Below are 18558 nucleotides of genomic sequence, written 5' to 3' on the forward strand. Positions count from 1 at the left end.
AGCCTGCAAAGAGTATACGATAATCCCCAGCACCAACCGATTGCGAGAGAAGGGCATCATGGACGAAGTGCTGGCATTCCCAAGGAAAACCCGACGAGCGGCATTATGCGCTCAGTACCTCGATCGCATCGATTTCGTCTCGCCGAAGGGAAAGCGCATCCCACAGATCGACTCCGCATTGCAGGTTGAGCCAATACTCTGGCGACGTGCCGAACAGACGCGAAAGACGCAACGCCATATCGGGACTCACCCCCCTGCGCTCCCTTACAAGCTCGTTGACCGACTGTCTCGACACCAAAAGCTTCTTTGCAAGCGCAGCTACGCTCAGTCCGTAATCCGGCATGAATTCCTCGCGAAGAATCGCGCCTGGATGCGTCGGTTTTCTGGTCATCACCTGTAAGTCTTTCGTCCTCATAACGCATCTCTCCTAATGGTAGTCGCACAGTTCTACTTCGAAGGCGTCTCCCGCTTCGAAGCAAAAGCAAATACGCCATTGGCTGTTAATCGAAATCGAATACTGTCCAGCGCGGTCGCCCATCAATGCATGGAGCCTGTTTCCGGGAGGCACATGTAGATCGTCAACGCAGTTCGCTGCATCGATCATATCCAATTTCCGAATCGCACGATCAAGCACTTCAGAGGGAACCTTTTTCGAGCGTCCTTCGAGGAAAAGTCGTTCCGTATTTTTATCTCCGAATGTCTTGATCATAATAGTATTGTAATGTGTATCGTGACACGTGTCAAGAACGGATGACAGGAACCCGATTCAGTTCGCTCCTACCCTTTTCAAGTGGCACCATATCGAGATGAAGCGTTTGCTCGACCACTTTCATAAGCGCCTCGTCGGTAATATCTGGGTTGATTTTCACCAGTCCCACGAGACCGAATATCACCACGCAGAACATCTCGTATACGAGTTCGATTTCGATTTCGTGATAGGCGGCGTACTCGGTGACGATGTGCGCGGTGATACAATCAACCGTCTCGCGCACGGCGCGCACATCGAAGGCGTCGCGCACCCCGAGCTCTTCGAGAACCCCGATCATCGGACGCGGACCGCTCGAATCGTACAGCGCGCGGCGAAACGCTGCGATGCATTTCTTGAGCGAGCCGGGCGTATCGCCGAATTCGCGTGATTCGTTCCACACGATCGCGCTTTCCACAAGGTCCTCGACGTAGTCGTCGAGGACGGCATCGGTGAGCGCTTGCTTGTTCTCGAAGTAGTAGTACACAAGCTCGCGGGTGACGCCTGCTTCTTCGGCGATATCCTTCACCGTCGTAGCCGCGACGCCCTTTTTCTCGTACAGTTTGCGGGCTGCAAGCACGATCTCTCCCGCTTGGCCTTCTATCCGTTTGCTCTCGGTAAGCGACCTGCCGCATTCGCCCTGGATCGGTTGGTATATGGTTTGTCGATTCCCGAGCCGCATCGCGAGCCCCCTTGCCCCGAAACGTGTACGGACCCGCCCGGGTAGTGCTTTCCGAGCGGGTCCATTATACGGCACGGGAAGTTTTTCTCCTCGACGAGCCACACTATGCTCCAAACGCTACTCGTTTTCCTCGAGCACGCGCTGGTAGGCTTTCGTGTCGGCGTACAGTTCATCTTTGAGCGGGTTGAGCTTGTTTTTTCGAATCTTGTTGAACTGGTAGATGGCGAGCGCACCGTTCGAGACGAGCGCGAGCAGGCTCACGACGAAGAAGGCCGTCGGATTATGCGTGGTCGGAATAGGCGCAAGCACATCGGCGAACTGCGGTACCGTCATGACGAACATGATCCAAAGTCCGAGCGTTTGAGCCCGATGCTGCAACCATGCCCCTTTCTTGATGAAGAACGTCGGGATCGTACAGGCGAGCAGAAGCGCCAAACCGCAGTATGCGGAGTGATCCGAAATGCAGTTGTACGTGTAGGCGAAGTTCCACAGATCGTAGGCTATGATCCACGCCCAGATCATATCGGGCCAGATCATATCTTTCGACGAATCTTTCGAGATGATGATGCCGAACCACCCGCAGATCGTGAGGATATTGAGGATGCCGGCGATACCGTTCATGATGTTCCACGGGCCAGAGATCGTCCACAGATTCTCGACCACCCCGCCCGACCACAAGCCGAAACTGAACACCTGAAAGTCGCGCAGCACTGCTTCGGCGATGTTGACGGCGAGGATGAGCGGCGGAAAGCACAACGCCCACTTCTTTTCGTACAGGTAATGGACCGCACCGTCCTTTCCCCGCCATTTCACGAAACGCAGCGCGATGAAGCCGAGACACCCCGCCAAAGCGGAATATGTTTTCACCCAATTGAACCACGTACCCGTACCGTACTCGTTTCCCGGTGCCGCCGTTTCGGGCCATACGAAGATCGTGAGAAAAATCGGCACCATGGCAAAAAGCGCGATGCCCGCCCAAAGCGATGTTCGCCCCAATTCATTGAACGCCATGAGGGCGAAGAGAACGAACAACCAGATGACCCAATACGACATGTCGGCGGCTTGATACAGAATGCCCACGAGATCCCCTTTCCTCTTGCATATGCGCGATGCCATCGTTGGGGCCAGTATAGTGAGCGGCTCGTCTGATATCTTTCACACAAAGGCCTTGCATGTGAAAACGGATGCTCAAGCTGACCGGCGATCATCCGCTTTCAACTTTCTCCCCGATACCCGTTGACACCTTATACTATGTGTCATATAGTATCGTGCGAAAGGAGGTATGCGATGGATGCGCAATTGAAGCGGGGCTTTCTCGATGTATGCGTGTTAGCCTCGATCGCCCGGCAGGATTCGTACGGCTACCAGATCGTCAAGGACGTGCCGCCAACCCTGCACTTAACCGAGTCTACGTTGTATCCCCTGCTCAAACGACTTGAATCGGCAGGAATGCTCACGGTTTACTCTGTCGAGCACAACGGAAGGCTCCGCAAGTACTACCGCATTACCGAGATGGGCATAGCCTATCTGAATGATTTTTTAGCTGAATGGGACGACATAGCAGCCGTCTACGAATACGTGAAACGAGGTGCCACCCAATGAACAAGGCCGAATTCTTAACCGCGCTGCGCCGCGCCCTCGGCAAGCTTCCGTCATACGAGGTCGAGCAGACGATCACCTTCTACGCAGAGATGATCGACGACCGCATAGAAGACGGCATACCCGAGCACGAAGCCGTCGCGGCGCTCGGACCCGTCGAAGCCATCGCCGCACAGATCATCGCCGAGACGCCGGCCATCCCCAAAGCCATCGCGAAGGCGAACACCGGCTCGCGCACCTTGAATATCGTGCTTCTAGCCGTGTTCTCCTTCATCTGGGTGCCGATCGCCCTCGCGCTCGTCATGGCGGCGCTCGCCGTGTACCTTTCGATATGGGCGACCGTCATTGCGCTATGGGCAACCGTTGCGGTTCTGATCCTCTGTGCTCCTATCGGCATCGTCGGCCTCATCTGGTGTCTTGCAAGCGGTTACCAGCTTACAGGGCTCTATATGCTCGGTTGCGGACTTACCGGCACCGGGCTCGGCCTGTTCGCCTGGTTCGGCGTGCTTGCGGCAAGCAAGGGGCTCGTGAAGCTTACGCACTCGTTCGCCAACTGGATCAAAGGCCTGTTCGTGAAGCGCACGGGAAGCAACACGAACGCCACGAGCGTAGATCCGTATGCTCCGCAGACCGCTGAAAGAGGGGTTTACCATGTCTAAAGCGCAGAAAATAACGCTGATCGTCGCAACGGCGCTGCTTGTCGGCGGCCTCGGACTGTCCATCGGCGTGCTTGCGGTGGCGGATTTCGACTTTGGCAACCTCTCGACCACGCGCGACTGGGTTTCGACAACCAACACGCTCGCACCCGAATCCGAAGATGCCCATACCGACATCGTCGTACGCGACAGAGCCGAAGACGTGCGCATTGAGGCAAGCTCGTCGGACTCGATAGAAATCGAGTACTGGGAAAGCGACACGAAGGCATTCAAGACGACCGACGAAAACGGCGTGCTGACCATCGAAGCCTCGTCAAAGCCTGTAGTGCAGTTCTTCGTGATGGACTTTCAGGACCGAGCGACCGTAATCAAGGTGCCGCGCAGCTACGCCGGCTCCCTCTCGGTTGAAACAGCGAGCGGAAACGTAGCGATTTCGAACCTTCCCGCAGCAGGCGCCATTGCAGTAACCACCATGAGCGGCGACGTTGATCTGCACGGCTTCGGCAACGCAGTGTCTGTGGAGGCCGCAACGGCGAGCGGAAACGTCCATATGCGGGAAATCCGCTCGGAAACGGTGCAGATCTCGACAACGAGCGGCACCGTATCGATCGACGGCGCAAGCGCCGACAGCCTTTCTGCAACGAGCGCAAGCGGCGATGTGCTGCTGAAAGATTCGGGAGCGAAGGGCATCGACGTTCGCACGATGAGCGGTGAAATCACCGCATCGCGATGCTCGGGAAGCGTCATCGTCTTCGACTCCACAAGCGGAGATATCTTCGCCCAGATCGCGGGATCCGAAAGCGAGTATGTAATCGACGCTCGATCGATCAGCGGATCGATCGCCGCACCCCGCGGCGCGTCCGACGCCGAAAAGAGCATAACGCTCAACACGACCAGCGGAGAAATCGAGCTCTTCTTGTACGAAAGATCCGGAAGCGAAACCATACCGAAAGACGACGCACGCGCAGAAACGCCACGCGATTCGTCCGATTCGACCGCACCATCCGCGCCAGAAGCACCGGCGCCTCCCGAAGCGCCTGCCGCGCCGAGCGCGCCTGAAGCCCCTGCGGCACCGAAAACGTCCGCAGCGCTTCGCTTCGCAGCGTAGTTTGCGACGCGAGAGTGGCAGGCGCACCGATAAGGGCGACGTCGGGACGTAAACGAGCGCCGAAGCTCGCCTTCCATCGCGCAAAAACGAGCGCCCGCCATCTGCCGAACTATCGACGGATGGCAGGCGCTCACGCGTCGGACACTCGGCTATTCGAACTTCGCAGCAGCCTTCTTCAGCTCGTCGATGATGGCGATGTGCTGGGGACAGACCTCTTCGCATGCGCCGCATTCGATGCATTTGGAAGCCTCTCCCCCCTCGGCGTTCCAGTCGTAGTTCTCCTGAGCACGATATTCGTCGCCGTACGCGATGAGCATGTTGAGCGAAGCGAGGGCTACGGGAATCCGCACGCCTTCAGGGCAGCCTTTCAAACAGTACCGGCAATCGGTGCAGGGGATCACCGGAAGCGCATCGAGCGCTTCGCGAGCCCGAACGATCGCCGCGTGCTCCTTCGCGTCCAAGGGCCCGAAACGCTTCATGACGGCCACGTTCTCTTCGACCTGCTCAAGCGTCGACATGCCCGAAAGCACGCACACGATGCCTTCGAGCGAGGCGGCGAAACGCAGCGCCCACGATGCAAGCGGCGCATCCCGGTCCGCCTCGTGCAGGATCGAAGCCACGGTATCGGGCAGCTTCACGAGCGAGCCGCCCTTGATGGGCTCCATCACCACGACGGGAAGCCCGTGGGCGCGGGCGATCTCGTAGCACTTCCGCGACTCGATGGATTCGCTTTCCCAATCGGCGTAATTGATCTGCAGCTGCACGAAATCGACCTCGGGGTGCGCCTCAAGCACGCGCTCGAACTCGTCGGCCTTATCGTGGAAGGAGAAACCGAGGTTTCTGATAAGCCCGGCCTCTTTCTGGGACCGTGCGAAATCCCACAGCCCGTAGTCGTCGAACAATGCCGTGCGGTTCTCGCCGAGGTTGTGCAGCAGGTAGAAATCGAAGTAGCCGGCGCCACTCTGCTCGAGCGAGGTTGCGAACATCGAGCGCGCTTCATCGGCATCCTTCGCCATCCACGCAGGCAGCTTGGTAGCAACCTGGAAGCTCTCGCGCGGATAGCGCTCGACGAGCGCTTGCTTGAGCGCCGCCTCGGATGCACCACCATGGTAGCCGCGCGCCGTGTCGAAGTAGGTGAAACCCGCATCCATGAACGCATCGACCATGCGCTTCACCTGTTCGATGTCGATCACTTCTGCACCATCGGCCTCCGTCAAAGGAAGCCGCATGAACCCGAACCCGAGTTTCGGTATGTCTTCGCCTACATAGCCCATGTCTGTGTCCTCGTCTAATCCTGTAGTGCGCCCGTACAACACCCCGCAAGGCAAATGCCTTCGCTGCCATAATAGCAAAAGCGGCCCCGCAAAGAGCCGCTTTCGAGCATCGACGTGTACGAGTTGAAGACTTTCGCACTCAGCCGTACGCTACACTGCTGTTTCGCCCGCAGCACTCGCGCCCGCATTGCGCGCTGCCGTCGTATAGTGGCCGAGCGAATTGTGAACGCGCCGCCATCCGAGCACGTTGCCCAACTCGCCTGCTGCATACAGATGGGGGATCACCGGCTCGTCGTCGATCGAAGCCACGGGGACCGTCGGATCGGCGATATCGGCCCAGGCGTCTATCACCTGGGATTTCGTATTAACCCTCAAACCGTTTCGCTGCGTATGGCGGATAAGGCTCGCCTTCGCGCCGAAGAACGGGGGCGTTGCGATCTTGCTGAGCGGACCCGGTTTGCCAAACGCCGAGTCCTCGCCCGCGTCGGCATCGGCGTTGTATTGGTCGACCGTCGCCTTGAGCGCTGCAGCGTCGATGCCCATTTGGCTCGCGAGATCCTCGATCGTATCGGCTTTGGCAAGGCATGCAGGATCGAACATGTTGCCAGTTTTCGGATTTGGATTCTCGATCTGATCCATCGGCCATTTCAGCTCTTCAGCGGCTGCCGAATCGGCGATGAGCCAAACGTTGCGCGGCTGATCGAGCGCGAGATAAGCGGCCATGAACGGCATTTCGGGATTCTCCGAAAGCGCACCCATGCCTTCGGGCAGTTTGTCGGCGGCAGAAGCCTCGTTGACGTAGCGTTCGCCTTTTCCATTGACGAGGATGCTCTTCTGGTACAGATCCGCCGTCCTCGAAAGACCCTTGCCCGCTGCGTAGTTCTCGTTCGTCGTCCAATCGACGGGATCCTCGCCCCAGCCCCAATACGAGCGCGCTCCGAAGAAGAGGTACAGATAGGCTACATACGACATGTCGGAGAACGCCGCGCCGATCTTCGATGCGGCCAGGTGTCCGTCTCCCGAACTGTCGACGTACAGCAGGTTCTCGGCGGGTACGCCGCCGTCGCCGTAGGTGTCGGGTCCGACGATGCGGGGATCCCATCCTGCGGCCATGCGGGCATTATCGGTCCACGTGCCTGTGCAGAGCACGACGCCCTTGGAAGCCTTGAGATTCTTGATGCCGTCGGGAGTCGCGACCTCGATGCCGACGACGGGACCAGCCTCTTCGCGGTACACGCGCGTCATACGGTTGTTGAGGAGGATCGGCACATCGAGTTCGGCAAGTTTCTTTTCCCATAGTTGTGTCCAGCAGATGCCGCTGTTCGGCGTTCCCTTGCCACCTTCGTATACGCCCGGGTTCGGATCGGGGGCAAGCCCGCGCTTCACATCGCCGCCGAGCACACCCGCAGTCATCGGGCCCCAAACCATGCCCAGATCTTCCATCCACTTGACCGTATCGGGGCCCTTTTCCACCAGCATGCGCATGATCTCGGGATTTCCGCGGTATTCGCAGCTGCGCATCTCCGCCTCGAACCACGAATCCATATCGTCTTGGATGCCCTCGCGCTGCTGGACGACGTGGTTGCCGCCCATCGTGCAGCTTCCGCCCGCAGTCATCCACAACCCGCCCGCATGATCGCCCTTCTCGAGCACGACCACGTGCGCACCAGCCTCCGCCGCCTCGATCGCCGCGGCCATGCCGACGCCGCCTCCGACTACGATGACCTCGTATTCCTCATCCCACGTTGCGGGAACGCCCGAACCCGCGGAAGCCGAAGGCTCGCTGGCTGCCTCCTTGGGCGCTTCGCTTGCGCAGCCCACCAAACCTCCCGCCGCGACCCCCGCTGCTGCCAGTGCGGCTCCTGCCAGAAATCCCCTTCTCGACACATCGGTTCCCATGATCTCCCCTTTCCTCGATGACTGCGGGCGCTGCCCGCATAAACCCCTTGGTGAAAAGCTACATTTCCTCGTGGCACGTATTGCATTCGAACACGTTTTCGTGATGGCACGACAGGCATTGCGCCTTCGCAGTATCTGCGACCGCTTCAGACGAATGCATCTTATGGCAATCCGCACACGCGATTGCAGCATGGTTTTCAGTCTGGGGAAGAGCATGGGGGTTCTCGACGAGCCCTTGCGAATCGGCGAGCACCGTGCTTTCAGCCGTTTTCGCCGCGAGCTCTTCGAGGTTGTGGCACGACAGGCACAGGCCTTCGTCTACCTTCGTTTTCACAAGACGCTTCGGCATCGCCGATGAAGGCAGCGCTCCCTCGTGAGCGCTTGCAAGCGCCGTATCGTCTGCATGGCAGCTCGCACAGCTCTCGCCCTCGGCTTCATGCACCGCTGCCGGGTATCCCGCCGTAACCATCGAGGTTGCTTCGTCAGCGTGGCATGCGGAGCAATCGACATCCGCCGACCACGTGAATTCGACCTCCACCGGCGGCGCCTGTTCTTCCCGCTCCCTCTCGCTCGGCGCATGGGGCGCGCACCCCGTCGCCGCAAGCATAAGCACTGCCGAGGCGCATGCCACGCATAACGCGTACTGCGCCGTTCCCCTCAAACGCTTCATCTACCGACCTTTCCCCTTGGCCATGCAGCGAAACCGCTGAATGCGAGCGCTGCATGGCTCGCACGGACAGCTAATCGATCTGCGTTAACCGCTTCCCGCTCGAACGCATATCGTCCGTATCAATGTTGTATAAAGTCATCAATACGTCGCCATTGTAGCACAGTTTGTTGTATAAAATCCGTTGTTATATATAAAACAATTCCCCAGTATGGGGGAATGAATAAACGACTGCAGATAGTTTTAGGCACCCGCATCAAAGCGCTGCGCGCCGAAACAGGTTTAAGCCAAGAAAAGTTCGCGAACAAGATCGACATGGATCGGACGTACTTCGCTTCGATCGAAACGGGCTATCGCAACGTCTCGCTTCACAATCTGAAAAAGATAGCCGACGGATTCGGCCTTACGCTTTCGGAACTGTTCGAAGGCGTGGAATAGCCGCACAGTCTCTGGTAGCGTTCCTGCCCGAACAATCCGAGTGCGCCTTAGCTGCTCGATCGGGCAATCCGGGCGAGCATGGTGGCCCTACTCGCCAACCACCTGTACATGCTGCTCTTTCGGAATATCCCAAACATACGGTTCTTGCGCGTCGAGATCGTGCGCGAACAGATCGATCATGCATATCTGGCTGTTATCGTAGGTCCTGAAGCAGTAGCGGCCGGTTTCGCAGAACATGATGGAAGAATGCTGCGTGTAATCGACTCCGTGATCGGTGGCGACGCTTCCTTTGGGTATGTCGACTGTTGAGAGGAGATGGACGATAGCAGTCATCGCATCCGCTTCGTTCTCGGATGCGAGCGCGGTTTTCTTACCAAAGAGCACACGCAAGAACCGAGAGGGCGGGGTGTAATCTCCCGGGAGTCCGAACGTGCCGGATCCCTGCCCGAATTGCGTAAACGATACGCCATCGAGAACAAGGGGCTTTGTCGGATTCGGATTCACGCCGATGTAGTTGCGAATATTGGTCACATGCCACGGGAATTCAGGGGCGTTCGACATGACGCCGAGCGGGTTGTCGTAGATCTGGATGCCGTCTTCGACCGGTTCGATCACCGCTGTTCTGCCCGAAGCGTCGGTGATGATCCAGTGAAGCGGCGGGGTCAGACCGAGCAATTGGATGGGGATATCGACAACCCGAGCCCCCGAAAGCCCCGCGATTGCCTCTTCGGTCGTAGCGAATGCGGATAGCAACCAAAACACCACTTCGTGAGGAGCGAGGTTGACCGCATCTCTTGCAGCTTCCGATTCGTAGTAAGCGAACCCCGAGAAGTAGAGCGCAGCGCAACAGAGTCCTTTTTCGTTCACCCCGTCTGCAAAAACAAACTCCTTGTCGTTGCGCGCGAGCCCTGCGAAGGCGTAGGCCGTTTCGCGCTCGACGCCATCGACTTCGGCTTTCCATCGATACGCCCGGGGAATGAGAACGGCATCGGGATCCAAGACGAATGCGAAATCCATCGTCCGCGCAAGGGCGTTTGCCTGCGTTTTGTCTTTGTAGGTGAAACTCGTACACATGGCAGCCAACCAATCGTTCGATTTGCATTCATGCCATGATGAACCCGAACCACGCTTGAGCGCGCATTCGTAGGTGCATCGTGTCACGGCTGAAACCGAATCGTTTGGTCGACGTTCGAGCTTCTACATGTGGGTGCGTTGTGTGTTAAAGGCCAAACGGGGCCGCGGGATTGCCTCGAAAAGCCGCTGCCCAGCAGTCTCCGCCCGCCACGCTCAAATCTGCGCTACACGTTGAACTTGAAGTGCATAACATCGCCGTCGGCGACTACGTATTCCTTACCCTCTTGGCGGAGCTTGCCCGCCGCACGGCAGCCCGCTTCGCCGTTGTACTCTACGTAGTCGTCGAAGCTCGCGGTTTCCGCTTTGATGAAGCCGCGCTCGAAATCGGTATGGATGACGCCCGCCGCCTGCGGCGCTTTCGCGCCGATGGGGATGGTCCATGCGCGCGATTCGGTCTCGCCGCTCGTGAAGAACGATTGCAGGCCCAAAAGTCGGTACGCCTCGCGCACGAGCCGGACGAGACCGCTTTCCTCAAGGCCCATGGCCTCCAGGTACTCCTTCGCCTCTTCGGCATCGAGCTCGGCCAAGTCGGCCTCGACTTTCGCGCAGATGGGAACAGGCGCGGTGCCGTCGATTTCGGGGAGATCGGACGTCAACTGGTCCTCGTCGACATTGGCGATGTAGAGCATGGGCTTGACCGTAAGCAAATGCAGGTCGTAGATGCTCGCGCGTTCCTCGTCGGTGAGATCCATGCGAGCGACGCGGTGGCCCTCGTTGAGCCCCTCGAACACCTTCTTCGCCGTTGCGAGCTTAAGCGCGGCAGCCTTATCGCGCTTCGCCTCTTTCTCAAGGCGCGGCAGCGCTTTTTCCACCGTAGCCAAATCGGCCAGGATCAGTTCGGTCTTGATGGTCTCGACATCGCTTTGCGGATCGACTTTGCCCGAGACGTGCACGACGTCCGGATCGCTGAAGAAGCGCACGACTTCGCAAATCGCATCGGTCTCGCGGATGTTGGCCAGGAACTGGTTTCCGAGACCCTCCCCCTGCGAGGCACCCGCTACCAACCCTGCAATATCGACGAACTCCACCGTCGCCGGCACAAGACGCGCCGGATTGTCGATCTTCGCGAGCGCATCGAGGCGCGCATCGGGCACCGGAACGACGCCCACGTTGGGCTCGATCGTGGCGAACGGGTAGTTGGCGGCAAGGCCGCCCTTGTTGGTAAGCGCGGTGAACAGCGTCGATTTGCCCACGTTGGGCAGGCCGACGATTCCGATGGATAACGACATGAAGCTGGCTCCTTCTACGATAGCAAGAAGCCATTATAGTGGATTTCTCGTTTCTGAGTGAGGAAGCCTCGGATTCTACCTTGGGCGAGCACGTCTGAACCATCGGATCGAAGCGGCCTATCGACTGAGGCGTCCCGTTCAGACGGTGCTGCAGACACTCCTCGCCTCTGACCAACCTGGGTTAGGTGGAGCCCAAGCAAGCTTCGCCCCTGACGAAGCCATACATTCTTGCCAAACCGTCGAGTGCCAACCATCGAAGTGCCGATTTCGCGCGAAACTTCTGTTGCACCCAATCGAGATTCGATACGGGCCAACCGTTCGGAACAAAAAAGAAGCCACGGGTCGGACTCCGCGGCTTCAAAGCCATCATACGCTCGAATCGGCGGATAGCCGCATTCGCTTACCCATACGTAACGCCGCCGTAATCCTTAAGGCATCGCAGCGAAGCGCGTACGATGAAAAGCGCTGCCGCCGCAACCGATCAGGAATCTTCTCTGCTCTCGAACAGCGAGCGGTCCGCAATCTTGTAGCCGACGCGCCACACGGTCATGAGGTAGCGAGGCTTCGAGGGGTCGTCCTCGATCTTCTCCCTGATCTTGCGTACGAACACGGTTACGCTGTTCGGATCGGTCGCATCCTTGTCGCCCCACACATGCTCCATGATCTGGTCGCGCGTGAACACGCTGCCGGGATCGGAAGCGAGCAGTTCCAAAAGCTCGAATTCGCGCGACGACAGCGACACGGGCTTGCCGCGCAGAAACACCTCGTAGCGACCGAACAGAAGCTCGAGATCGCCGACCTGGTAGGATTTGTGCTTCTTGGGCGAAATGGCGCGCTCGGGTTCGGAAGCAGTCCCCTTTCTGCGCAGATGAGCCTTAACGCGCATCGAAAGCTCCTCGGGTTGAAAGGGTTTGACGAGGTAATCGTCGGCGCCCATCTTGAACCCGATGCCCTTATCGACGATATCGCCCTTCGCCGACAAAAACATGATCGGAATCTTCCTGCCTTCGCTGCGGATGATCTCGCAGATGTCGTAGCCGTTCGTATCGGGCAGCATCACGTCGAGTATCAGAAAGTCGGGACGCTCGGCTCGCAGCATGACAAGGCCTTCGGCCCCGTTCGCAGCGCAGCAGTACTCGTATCCGTCGCGCTCGACTATCTGCCCGATAAGAACCTGAAGGCTCTCATCGTCGTCTATCAGCATAACCTTAGTCATCGTGCACCTCCGCATGCCGCTTCGCAGGCAGCACCACGCGAAACGTGCTGCCGCACCCGAGCTCGCTTTCAACCGACACCGATCCTTCGAGCATCGCCGCAAGATCCTTCACGAGCGAAAGCCCGAGGCCGCTTCCGCCGTAACGGCGCACCGTCGACATGTTCTCCTGCGCGAACCGCTCGAAAATGAGCTCTTGCTTGTCCGCAGGAATGCCGATGCCGGTATCGGCCACGTCCATGGTCACGGTCGCCGAACTCTCGTCATAGGCAACGTTCACCTCGACCGACCCTTCCTCTGGGGTGAATTTTATCGCATTGCTCACCAGATTGACGAGTATGCGGCGCACCTTTTCCCAATCGGATTCGATCAAGGGAACATCGGGGGCAACGCGCGTCGTAAGCGCGATGCGCTTTTTCAACGCGAGCGATTCGCTCGACGCCTCAACCATGCCCACCACATCGTTCAAGTCCACGAGTTCGAGGTTGAGCTTTTCCGATCCCGCTTGGATACGCGCGGTCTCGAGCACGTTGTCCACCATTTCAAGCAGGATGCGGCCGTTCTTGTCGATTTCCTCGAGCTGTTTTGCAGCGAGCGCATTATCGGAGGAAACGCTATCGGCCATGAGGTCGGTGAACGCGAGAATCGAGGTGAGCGGCGTGCGCAGCTCATGGCTCACGATGGCGAGGAAATCGGATTTGTACTGGTTTTCGCGCTTGAGCTTGTCGTTGATCTTCTCAACGTGGGCGCGCTGCCGCTCGAGCTCTTCGTTGGCGGCGGAAAGCTGCACTGTGCGCTCGTCCACCTCGGATTCGAGGTTCGCATACAACGATGAAAGGCTCTGAGCCATATCATTGAACTGGTCGAACAACGCATCCAGCTCGCGCGACGCATAGACGGGCCTCAGTGTTCCCTCCGATTCGGGAGGCTCGCTCGGCGTGCCGTCCGACATCTTGGCGAACGAACGGCGCAGGCTTTCAAGCGGATTGGTGATGAGGCGCGTGAGCACGAAGTAGATGATCACCGCCATGCAGAGCATCGCCGCGAGAAAGAACAGGACATTGGTTACGATGGCCGTGCGCATGTTCGCAAACGACGTCTCGGTGGGCACCACGACGCTCACGGCACCCGCAACATCCCCGGTTTCCCAGCCCTCTTTCGCATATCCGGTGGGATCGATCTCGCCCTCTGGCTTTCCATGGCACTCGGTGCAGTGCTCGGTCACCTTCATGGCGGACACGTAGCGAAACACCGTTCCGTCTTCCGTCTCGTCGAACCCGTAGTATTCCTCGGTTCCCGATCCGTCGGAAAACGCGGAGAGTGCCGCAAGCTCGTAGTCGTTCGGCTCGTTGTGGAAGTTGCGCGGCACGGTGTTCGTAAAGCGGATCGCGTAATCGTTGTCCTTCGAGAAGAACGCCGCGACCGATTTGCCCGCGATCGCGCAATGGAGGCCCTTGTACTCGTATTCGCCGTCGGACGTGTAGTTGATCGTATCCTGGTTGATCGAGATGAACTCCCAGACCGCATTCATCTCTTCAACGAGCACCCGCGCCTCGTCGAGCAGCACCGATTCGGTCGCCTGTTTCTGCGATTCATAGGTCCAGAGAATATCGACGGCGAGCAGGATGAGAAGCACGACCGTCAGAAGGCCGATGATCTTAGTCTTCAAGCTCACAGTGGGTTTCTGCCCGGCCATCGCTTCCCCTTCCCTCTCGCTATGATGCCTCCGCCCTCGTTTCTGCCTCCCGCGCTTACTCGGCAAGCAGGTAGGACGCCTCGTCGATCGCCTCGGTCGCCTGCGCGCCGAGCGCGTGCGCGAGCGAATCGATACTCGCCTGCGCGATGCCCGCAACACTACGATAGAACGGCTCTTTCGCCTGCGTTCGCACGTTTTCGAGATAGACGGGCGCAAACACGAGCAGATGGTCGGAAAGAAACGCGCGCGCATCGGACAGGGCGCGCGCAGCTTCGCCGTCCGCCGCAGCGGTCGCGCCTTCGCACGAGCCATCCGCACCGCTTTCAGCATCCCCCGACGCTTCGCTGCCTGCGCCCTCTTCGGCAACAACACCCAAAAGATGCGCGAGGAACGAAAACTCGTAACCGATATGGTCATCGGGCGTGTTGCCCTGCTTGGGAACCTGCACGCCGTGCGCATGGTACGCTTTCCTGACTTCGAGCGTCGTAGGCCCGAACATCGTGCGGTCATCGGTACGGTACACCGATTCGTACGGGGAAGTATGACTCGTGCTGATCATGTGGAACAGATACGTGTAGTCGCGCTTTACCCCCGTTGCAAAACCGTCTCGTCCGCGCACGTCCGCCTCGGCCAGAATGTCGAAAAGCTTTGCCGCATCTTCGGGGGCAACCGACGAAAACGGCTCTTCACGCAGAAGCTCACGCTGGTCGATAAGGCGATCGAGCGTCTCTTGATCAGGGTTTTCGGTGAACAGAAGCGAGCAGAATTCGCAGAGCACGCAATACGCCTGCGCCGTCTCGCTCGAAAGACGTAGTTCGCTGTCCATGGGTTTCCTCTCGTTTCGGGCATCGGCCGCAGGACGAGCTGCGCCGCCTTCGCATGATACGCGAAACGGCGGATTCGCGAAAGTCGGAATCCGCCGTTTGCTCGCGTGCTACCGTCCGACAATCGCGGACGGCAGAGGGAATCTAGTGGCTGATCTCGATCGGGTTCAAGATCTCGCCGCCTTTTTCGGCGTCGCGATGCAGCCCGATGACCACGTTCGCCGCCGTCGAATCGGCGAGGGTGCCGATCTCGGAGTTGTCGCCGTACTTCTCGCGAAGCTCCTCGATCTTGCCGAACTCAAGCGCGCGCACCGGGCACGCCTTGGCGCAGACCGGATCGGGCACTCCCTCGGCGTTCTCGTCGCTGCAGAGCACACACTTGTGCGACAGGCCGTCCGCAAGCTGGACCGGATGATTGTACGGGCAGCTCTTCTCGCACGTCATGCACCCGATGCAGACTTCCTTATCGTTGTTGACGATGCCCGTCTCGGGGTCTTTCGCCATGGCGCCGGTCGGGCAGTTCGAAACGCACGCCGGGTTATCGCAGTGGTTGCAGGTGAGCGAGGTGTAGTAGGTGAACGCCGTCGAGGTGTACGCCCCGTCATCGCCCTTGGCCCACTCGCCGCCGCCGAATTCCCATACCTTGCGGAACTTCTGCGGCACCTCGAGATCGTTGCGGTCGAAGCACGCCGTCATGCACGCCTTGCAGCCGGTGCAGATGTCGGTGTTGACATAGAATCCGTATTGGTCCATTGGTTAGCCCCCTTACGCCTTCTCGATCTTGCACAGATTGGAGTGGACTCCGTTGCCCTTCGAGATGGGCGTGGGCCTCATCGAGGTGAGCACCGAAATGCAGCCGCCCTTGTCGAGCACGTCCTTGCTGCCGATGGTCTCGGCATCGCGCGTCTCGGGATCGTACCATGCGCCCTGCGGGATGGATACGACGCCCGGCATGATGCGCGGGGTCACCTTCGCCGAGAGCTGCGTGCGGCCGCGCTCGGTAGACACGATGACGTCATCGCCGTTCTCCACGCCGAGCTCCGCTGCGTCCTGATCGTTGATCCAGCACTGCTGGGGAGCAACCGACTTGAGCCATTCCACGTTGCCGTAGGAGGAATGCGTGCGGGTCTTGGTGTGATGGCCGATGAGCTGGAAGGGATACTCCGCCTTCGTCGCCTCGTCGCCGAAGCCCTCGACGTTGTTGTAGTAGATGGGCAGGCCCGTGATCTGGTCGCGCCCATCGTCGGGAACGTAGCCGCCGCACGTGAGGTCCCATTGCTGGGAAATGTTGTACGCCTGCTTGGAGAAGACCTCGTACTTGCCCGAAGGCGTGCCGATCTTCTCGGGCTTGGCGATGGCCGGCGTGTGGTTGTCGGTCTTCTTGAACAAGCCCTGCTCGCGGAACTCCTCGAACGTGCCCGGCAGGTCCTCGCCCGCCTCGACGCCCTGCTCGTAGCACCATTTCACCCAATCGAGCTGGCTCTTGCCCTCGGTGAACTCGTCTTTGATGCCGAGCTTGTCGGCGATGAGCGTGCAGATCTCGTAGACGGGCTTCGCCTCGAACAGAGGCTCGATAGCCGCAGTTTCGCAGCATACGAAGCCCGTCCACGCCGAGCCGCCCGTGATGATGTCGTCCTCTTCGAAAGCGGTGGTACCCGGCAAGATGATGTCGGAGATCATGGCCGTGGGGGTCATGTAGCAATCCACCGTCACGATCATGCGCACGCCCGAATCCTTCTCGTCGGGAAGGTTGTAGATGCGCAGGCATTCGTTGATGTCGGCATGCTGGCCCATCATAACGTTTGAGGCATAGTTCCAGATGAACTTGATGGGGGCCTTGAGCGTGATCTCGCCCGGAACCTCGGCGTAGGAGGTGGCGCCGGTCTCGTCGATGTGGCGCACGCCCCAGGTGGCATCGTTCATGGACTGGTAGTCCTCGATGGCCTGGTACCAATCGAAGAACGAGACGCACACGTCGACGCCGTTCTTCTCGGCGAAGTTCGGCAGCGCGGTGGCAACCTTATAGGGAACGCCGCCCACGCCTTCGCGGGCACCCGTGCCGCCGCCCGAGATGCCGACGTTGCCCGTCAGCGTCGCGATCATGGCGATAGCGCGCGCATTGTTGCCGCCGTTGCTGTGGCGCTGCGGACCCCAGCCCTGAATCGTCGCGGTCGGGCCGTCGACGAACAGATCGGCGAGCTCGCGGATCGTATCGGCCGAAACGCCCGTGATGGCAGCGGCCCACTCGGGGGTCTTCTCGCCTGTGCCCTCATAGGCGCCGGTGCCCATGAGATAGGCCTCGTAGGAAAGGTCTTCGTTAATCTCGAGCGCGCCGTCCTTGTCGAAGCCCATAAAGGTCGTGTCCTTGGGCTCGGCCTGCTTCACGTCCTCGATGAAGGTATCGCTGTAGAAGCCGACGAACTTATCGCGGATGAAGGCCTCGTCGAGCTTTCCTGAGGTATGCAGGTAGTGGATCATGCCCGCAACGAGCGCCATGTCGGTGCCGGGATGGATGGGTACCCACTGATTTGCCACGCCGACGGCGGTATCCGACAGGTGCGGATCGACAACCACGATCTTGGCCTCGGGATTCTGCAGACGCACCTGCGTGATGAGGTACTGCATGGCAGAGCCGCTCATGCGGGTGTTCGCGGGATTGTTGCCGAACAGAACGATGTTCTTGGAGTTTACGAGGTCGGTGACTTCGTTGTTGGAGTACGCATCGCCGTTGAACAGCGGCAGCTCCCAGTTGATCTGGCCGGTCGAATAGTCGCAGTAGTGGCGCAGGTAGCCGCCCCACAGGTTCATGAGACGGGCGAATGCCGTCTGGTCGGGATGCCAGGATTTGGCAACCGATCCGCCGAGCTGGCCCGTGCCGTACTGGATGTAGAACGCGTCGTTACCGTACTCTTCCTTGATCTCCTTCATGGTGTCGGCGATCGTCTGAATTGCCTCTTCCCAGGAGATCTCGTCGTAGACGCCTTCGCCGCGCAGGGTACCTTCGGCGCGCTTGAGCGGTTTTTCGATGCGCGTCTCGTTGTAGATGCGTTGGCGGTTGGTGCGGCCGCGCACGCACGAGCGCATCTGGTAGATCCCGCCCGGCTCGAAGTCGTCGGTGCCTTCGTTGTCGTTACCGACGCGCACGACGGTGCCGTCCTTCACGTACATCTTGAGCGGGCAGCGGCTGCCGCAGTTCACATGGCAACCCGACCAGGTGACGGTGTCGTACTCGAAGGTTGTTTCCGGCGTTTCTTTAGCGGCTTTCTCGTCCTCGACATGCGGCGCGCAGCCCGTGAGCGCGACGCCCGCTCCTACGAGTCCCGTCCACGCGAGAAACGAACGGCGGCTGATGCCGGGCGACCGAAACGTCGATCCGGTGGCTTTCTGAACCATA

At 59.3% G+C, this 18558-nt stretch carries 18 protein-coding genes; 4 read left to right on the forward strand and 14 right to left on the reverse strand.

Annotated features, from left to right (window positions below; all coding sequences use genetic code 11):
• Positions 1 to 103: 103 nt before the first annotated feature.
• From FJE54_RS14685 to FJE54_RS14700, 4 genes are all read right to left on the reverse strand, one after another.
• On the reverse strand, positions 104 to 415 hold the full coding sequence (locus FJE54_RS14685; RefSeq protein ID WP_139653538.1) for a HigA family addiction module antitoxin: 312 nt from the start codon (positions 413 to 415) through the stop codon (positions 104 to 106).
• Positions 416 to 427: 12 nt separating this feature from the next.
• Entirely contained in the window at positions 428 to 709 is a 282-nt protein-coding gene (locus tag FJE54_RS14690; RefSeq protein WP_139653539.1) for a type II toxin-antitoxin system RelE/ParE family toxin, read from the reverse strand.
• A gap of 31 nt (positions 710 to 740) precedes the next feature.
• Positions 741 to 1427, reverse strand: a complete 687-nt coding sequence (locus tag FJE54_RS14695) for a TetR/AcrR family transcriptional regulator (protein WP_139653540.1) — start codon at positions 1425 to 1427, stop codon at positions 741 to 743.
• A gap of 117 nt (positions 1428 to 1544) precedes the next feature.
• Entirely contained in the window at positions 1545 to 2507 is a 963-nt protein-coding gene (locus FJE54_RS14700; RefSeq protein WP_139653541.1) for a DUF5692 family protein, read from the reverse strand.
• Positions 2508 to 2714: 207 nt separating this feature from the next.
• Between FJE54_RS14700 and FJE54_RS14705 the strand changes: the two genes are divergently transcribed.
• Genes FJE54_RS14705 through FJE54_RS14715 form a run of 3 tightly spaced genes read left to right on the forward strand, consistent with a single transcriptional unit; the run spans position 2715 to position 4790 of the window.
• Positions 2715 to 3029 (forward strand): PadR family transcriptional regulator, encoded by a 315-nt coding sequence (locus tag FJE54_RS14705; protein WP_139653542.1) that lies wholly within the window; start codon positions 2715 to 2717, stop codon positions 3027 to 3029.
• The gene (locus FJE54_RS14710; RefSeq protein WP_139653543.1) at positions 3026 to 3685 is read left to right on the forward strand and encodes a DUF1700 domain-containing protein; all 660 of its coding nucleotides are present in this window, start codon (positions 3026 to 3028) and stop codon (positions 3683 to 3685) included. The genes FJE54_RS14705 and FJE54_RS14710 overlap by 4 nt, the downstream gene beginning before the upstream one ends.
• Positions 3678 to 4790: a DUF4097 family beta strand repeat-containing protein gene (locus tag FJE54_RS14715; protein WP_180326756.1), complete on the forward strand. Its 1113-nt coding sequence runs from the start codon at positions 3678 to 3680 to the stop codon at positions 4788 to 4790. The genes FJE54_RS14710 and FJE54_RS14715 overlap by 8 nt, the downstream gene beginning before the upstream one ends.
• 149 nt (positions 4791 to 4939) lie before the next feature.
• Here FJE54_RS14715 and FJE54_RS14720 read toward each other — a convergent pair whose 3' ends face one another.
• The 3 genes from FJE54_RS14720 to FJE54_RS14730 form a co-directional block, all read right to left on the reverse strand.
• Complete coding sequence (locus FJE54_RS14720; RefSeq protein WP_139653545.1) at positions 4940 to 6064, reverse strand: aldo/keto reductase; 1125 nt, start codon at positions 6062 to 6064, stop codon at positions 4940 to 4942.
• 150 nt (positions 6065 to 6214) lie between these two features.
• Positions 6215 to 7963, reverse strand: coding sequence for an FAD-dependent oxidoreductase (locus FJE54_RS14725; protein WP_180326757.1), 1749 nt, complete (start codon positions 7961 to 7963; stop codon positions 6215 to 6217).
• Positions 7964 to 8021: 58 nt separating this feature from the next.
• Positions 8022 to 8633 carry a cytochrome c3 family protein gene (locus FJE54_RS14730; protein WP_139653547.1) on the reverse strand — a complete coding sequence of 204 codons (612 nt, stop codon included), beginning with the start codon at positions 8631 to 8633 and terminating at the stop codon, positions 8022 to 8024.
• 216 nt (positions 8634 to 8849) lie between these two features.
• Here FJE54_RS14730 and FJE54_RS14735 point away from each other — a divergent pair, with 216 nt between their 5' ends.
• A complete protein-coding gene (locus FJE54_RS14735) occupies positions 8850 to 9068 on the forward strand; it encodes a helix-turn-helix domain-containing protein (protein ID WP_139653548.1) in 219 nt (72 codons plus the stop codon).
• Between the two features lie 87 nt (positions 9069 to 9155).
• Here the strand turns inward: FJE54_RS14735 and FJE54_RS14740 are convergent, their stop codons facing one another.
• From FJE54_RS14740 to FJE54_RS14770, 7 genes are all read right to left on the reverse strand, one after another.
• A complete protein-coding gene (locus FJE54_RS14740; protein WP_139653549.1) occupies positions 9156 to 10142 on the reverse strand; it encodes a choloylglycine hydrolase family protein in 987 nt (328 codons plus the stop codon).
• 224 nt (positions 10143 to 10366) lie between these two features.
• Positions 10367 to 11431 (reverse strand): redox-regulated ATPase YchF, encoded by a 1065-nt coding sequence (gene ychF / locus FJE54_RS14745; protein ID WP_139653550.1) that lies wholly within the window; start codon positions 11429 to 11431, stop codon positions 10367 to 10369.
• A 481-nt stretch (positions 11432 to 11912) separates the two neighbouring features.
• Positions 11913 to 12647, reverse strand: coding sequence for a response regulator transcription factor (locus tag FJE54_RS14750; protein ID WP_139653551.1), 735 nt, complete (start codon positions 12645 to 12647; stop codon positions 11913 to 11915).
• On the reverse strand, positions 12640 to 14340 hold the full coding sequence (locus FJE54_RS14755) for an ATP-binding protein (RefSeq protein WP_139653552.1): 1701 nt from the start codon (positions 14338 to 14340) through the stop codon (positions 12640 to 12642). The genes FJE54_RS14750 and FJE54_RS14755 overlap by 8 nt, the downstream gene beginning before the upstream one ends.
• A 55-nt stretch (positions 14341 to 14395) precedes the next feature.
• Positions 14396 to 15166: a TorD/DmsD family molecular chaperone gene (locus FJE54_RS14760; RefSeq protein ID WP_139653553.1), complete on the reverse strand. Its 771-nt coding sequence runs from the start codon at positions 15164 to 15166 to the stop codon at positions 14396 to 14398.
• 142 nt (positions 15167 to 15308) lie between these two features.
• Positions 15309 to 15917, reverse strand: coding sequence for a 4Fe-4S dicluster domain-containing protein (locus FJE54_RS14765; RefSeq protein WP_139653554.1), 609 nt, complete (start codon positions 15915 to 15917; stop codon positions 15309 to 15311).
• A 12-nt stretch (positions 15918 to 15929) separates the two neighbouring features.
• A complete protein-coding gene (locus FJE54_RS14770; protein ID WP_255467455.1) occupies positions 15930 to 18557 on the reverse strand; it encodes a DMSO/selenate family reductase complex A subunit in 2628 nt (875 codons plus the stop codon).
• Position 18558: the final 1 nt, after the last annotated feature.

This window comes from Raoultibacter phocaeensis (genome assembly GCF_901411515.1).
Classification (GTDB): Bacteria; Actinomycetota; Coriobacteriia; order Coriobacteriales; family Eggerthellaceae; genus Raoultibacter; species Raoultibacter phocaeensis.

What these genes read in the sequence shown, in the direction of transcription:
- FJE54_RS14685 (WP_139653538.1), bottom strand. Translation starts at nt 415, where the DNA reads ATGAGGACGAAAGACTTACAGGTGATGACCAGAAAACCGACGCATCCA.
- FJE54_RS14690 (WP_139653539.1), bottom strand. Translation starts at nt 709, where the DNA reads ATGATCAAGACATTCGGAGATAAAAATACGGAACGACTTTTCCTCGAA.
- FJE54_RS14695 (WP_139653540.1), bottom strand. Translation starts at nt 1,427, where the DNA reads ATGCGGCTCGGGAATCGACAAACCATATACCAACCGATCCAGGGCGAA.
- FJE54_RS14705 (WP_139653542.1), top strand. Translation starts at nt 2,715, where the DNA reads ATGGATGCGCAATTGAAGCGGGGCTTTCTCGATGTATGCGTGTTAGCC.
- FJE54_RS14710 (WP_139653543.1), top strand. Translation starts at nt 3,026, where the DNA reads ATGAACAAGGCCGAATTCTTAACCGCGCTGCGCCGCGCCCTCGGCAAG.
- FJE54_RS14715 (WP_180326756.1), top strand. Translation starts at nt 3,678, where the DNA reads ATGTCTAAAGCGCAGAAAATAACGCTGATCGTCGCAACGGCGCTGCTT.
- FJE54_RS14720 (WP_139653545.1), bottom strand. Translation starts at nt 6,064, where the DNA reads ATGGGCTATGTAGGCGAAGACATACCGAAACTCGGGTTCGGGTTCATG.
- FJE54_RS14725 (WP_180326757.1), bottom strand. Translation starts at nt 7,963, where the DNA reads ATGGGAACCGATGTGTCGAGAAGGGGATTTCTGGCAGGAGCCGCACTG.
- FJE54_RS14730 (WP_139653547.1), bottom strand. Translation starts at nt 8,633, where the DNA reads ATGAAGCGTTTGAGGGGAACGGCGCAGTACGCGTTATGCGTGGCATGC.
- FJE54_RS14735 (WP_139653548.1), top strand. Translation starts at nt 8,850, where the DNA reads ATGAATAAACGACTGCAGATAGTTTTAGGCACCCGCATCAAAGCGCTG.
- FJE54_RS14740 (WP_139653549.1), bottom strand. Translation starts at nt 10,142, where the DNA reads ATGTGTACGAGTTTCACCTACAAAGACAAAACGCAGGCAAACGCCCTT.
- ychF (WP_139653550.1), bottom strand. Translation starts at nt 11,431, where the DNA reads ATGTCGTTATCCATCGGAATCGTCGGCCTGCCCAACGTGGGCAAATCG.
- FJE54_RS14750 (WP_139653551.1), bottom strand. Translation starts at nt 12,647, where the DNA reads ATGACTAAGGTTATGCTGATAGACGACGATGAGAGCCTTCAGGTTCTT.
- FJE54_RS14755 (WP_139653552.1), bottom strand. Translation starts at nt 14,340, where the DNA reads ATGGCCGGGCAGAAACCCACTGTGAGCTTGAAGACTAAGATCATCGGC.
- FJE54_RS14760 (WP_139653553.1), bottom strand. Translation starts at nt 15,166, where the DNA reads ATGGACAGCGAACTACGTCTTTCGAGCGAGACGGCGCAGGCGTATTGC.
- FJE54_RS14765 (WP_139653554.1), bottom strand. Translation starts at nt 15,917, where the DNA reads ATGGACCAATACGGATTCTATGTCAACACCGACATCTGCACCGGCTGC.
- FJE54_RS14770 (WP_255467455.1), bottom strand. Translation starts at nt 18,557, where the DNA reads ATGGTTCAGAAAGCCACCGGATCGACGTTTCGGTCGCCCGGCATCAGC.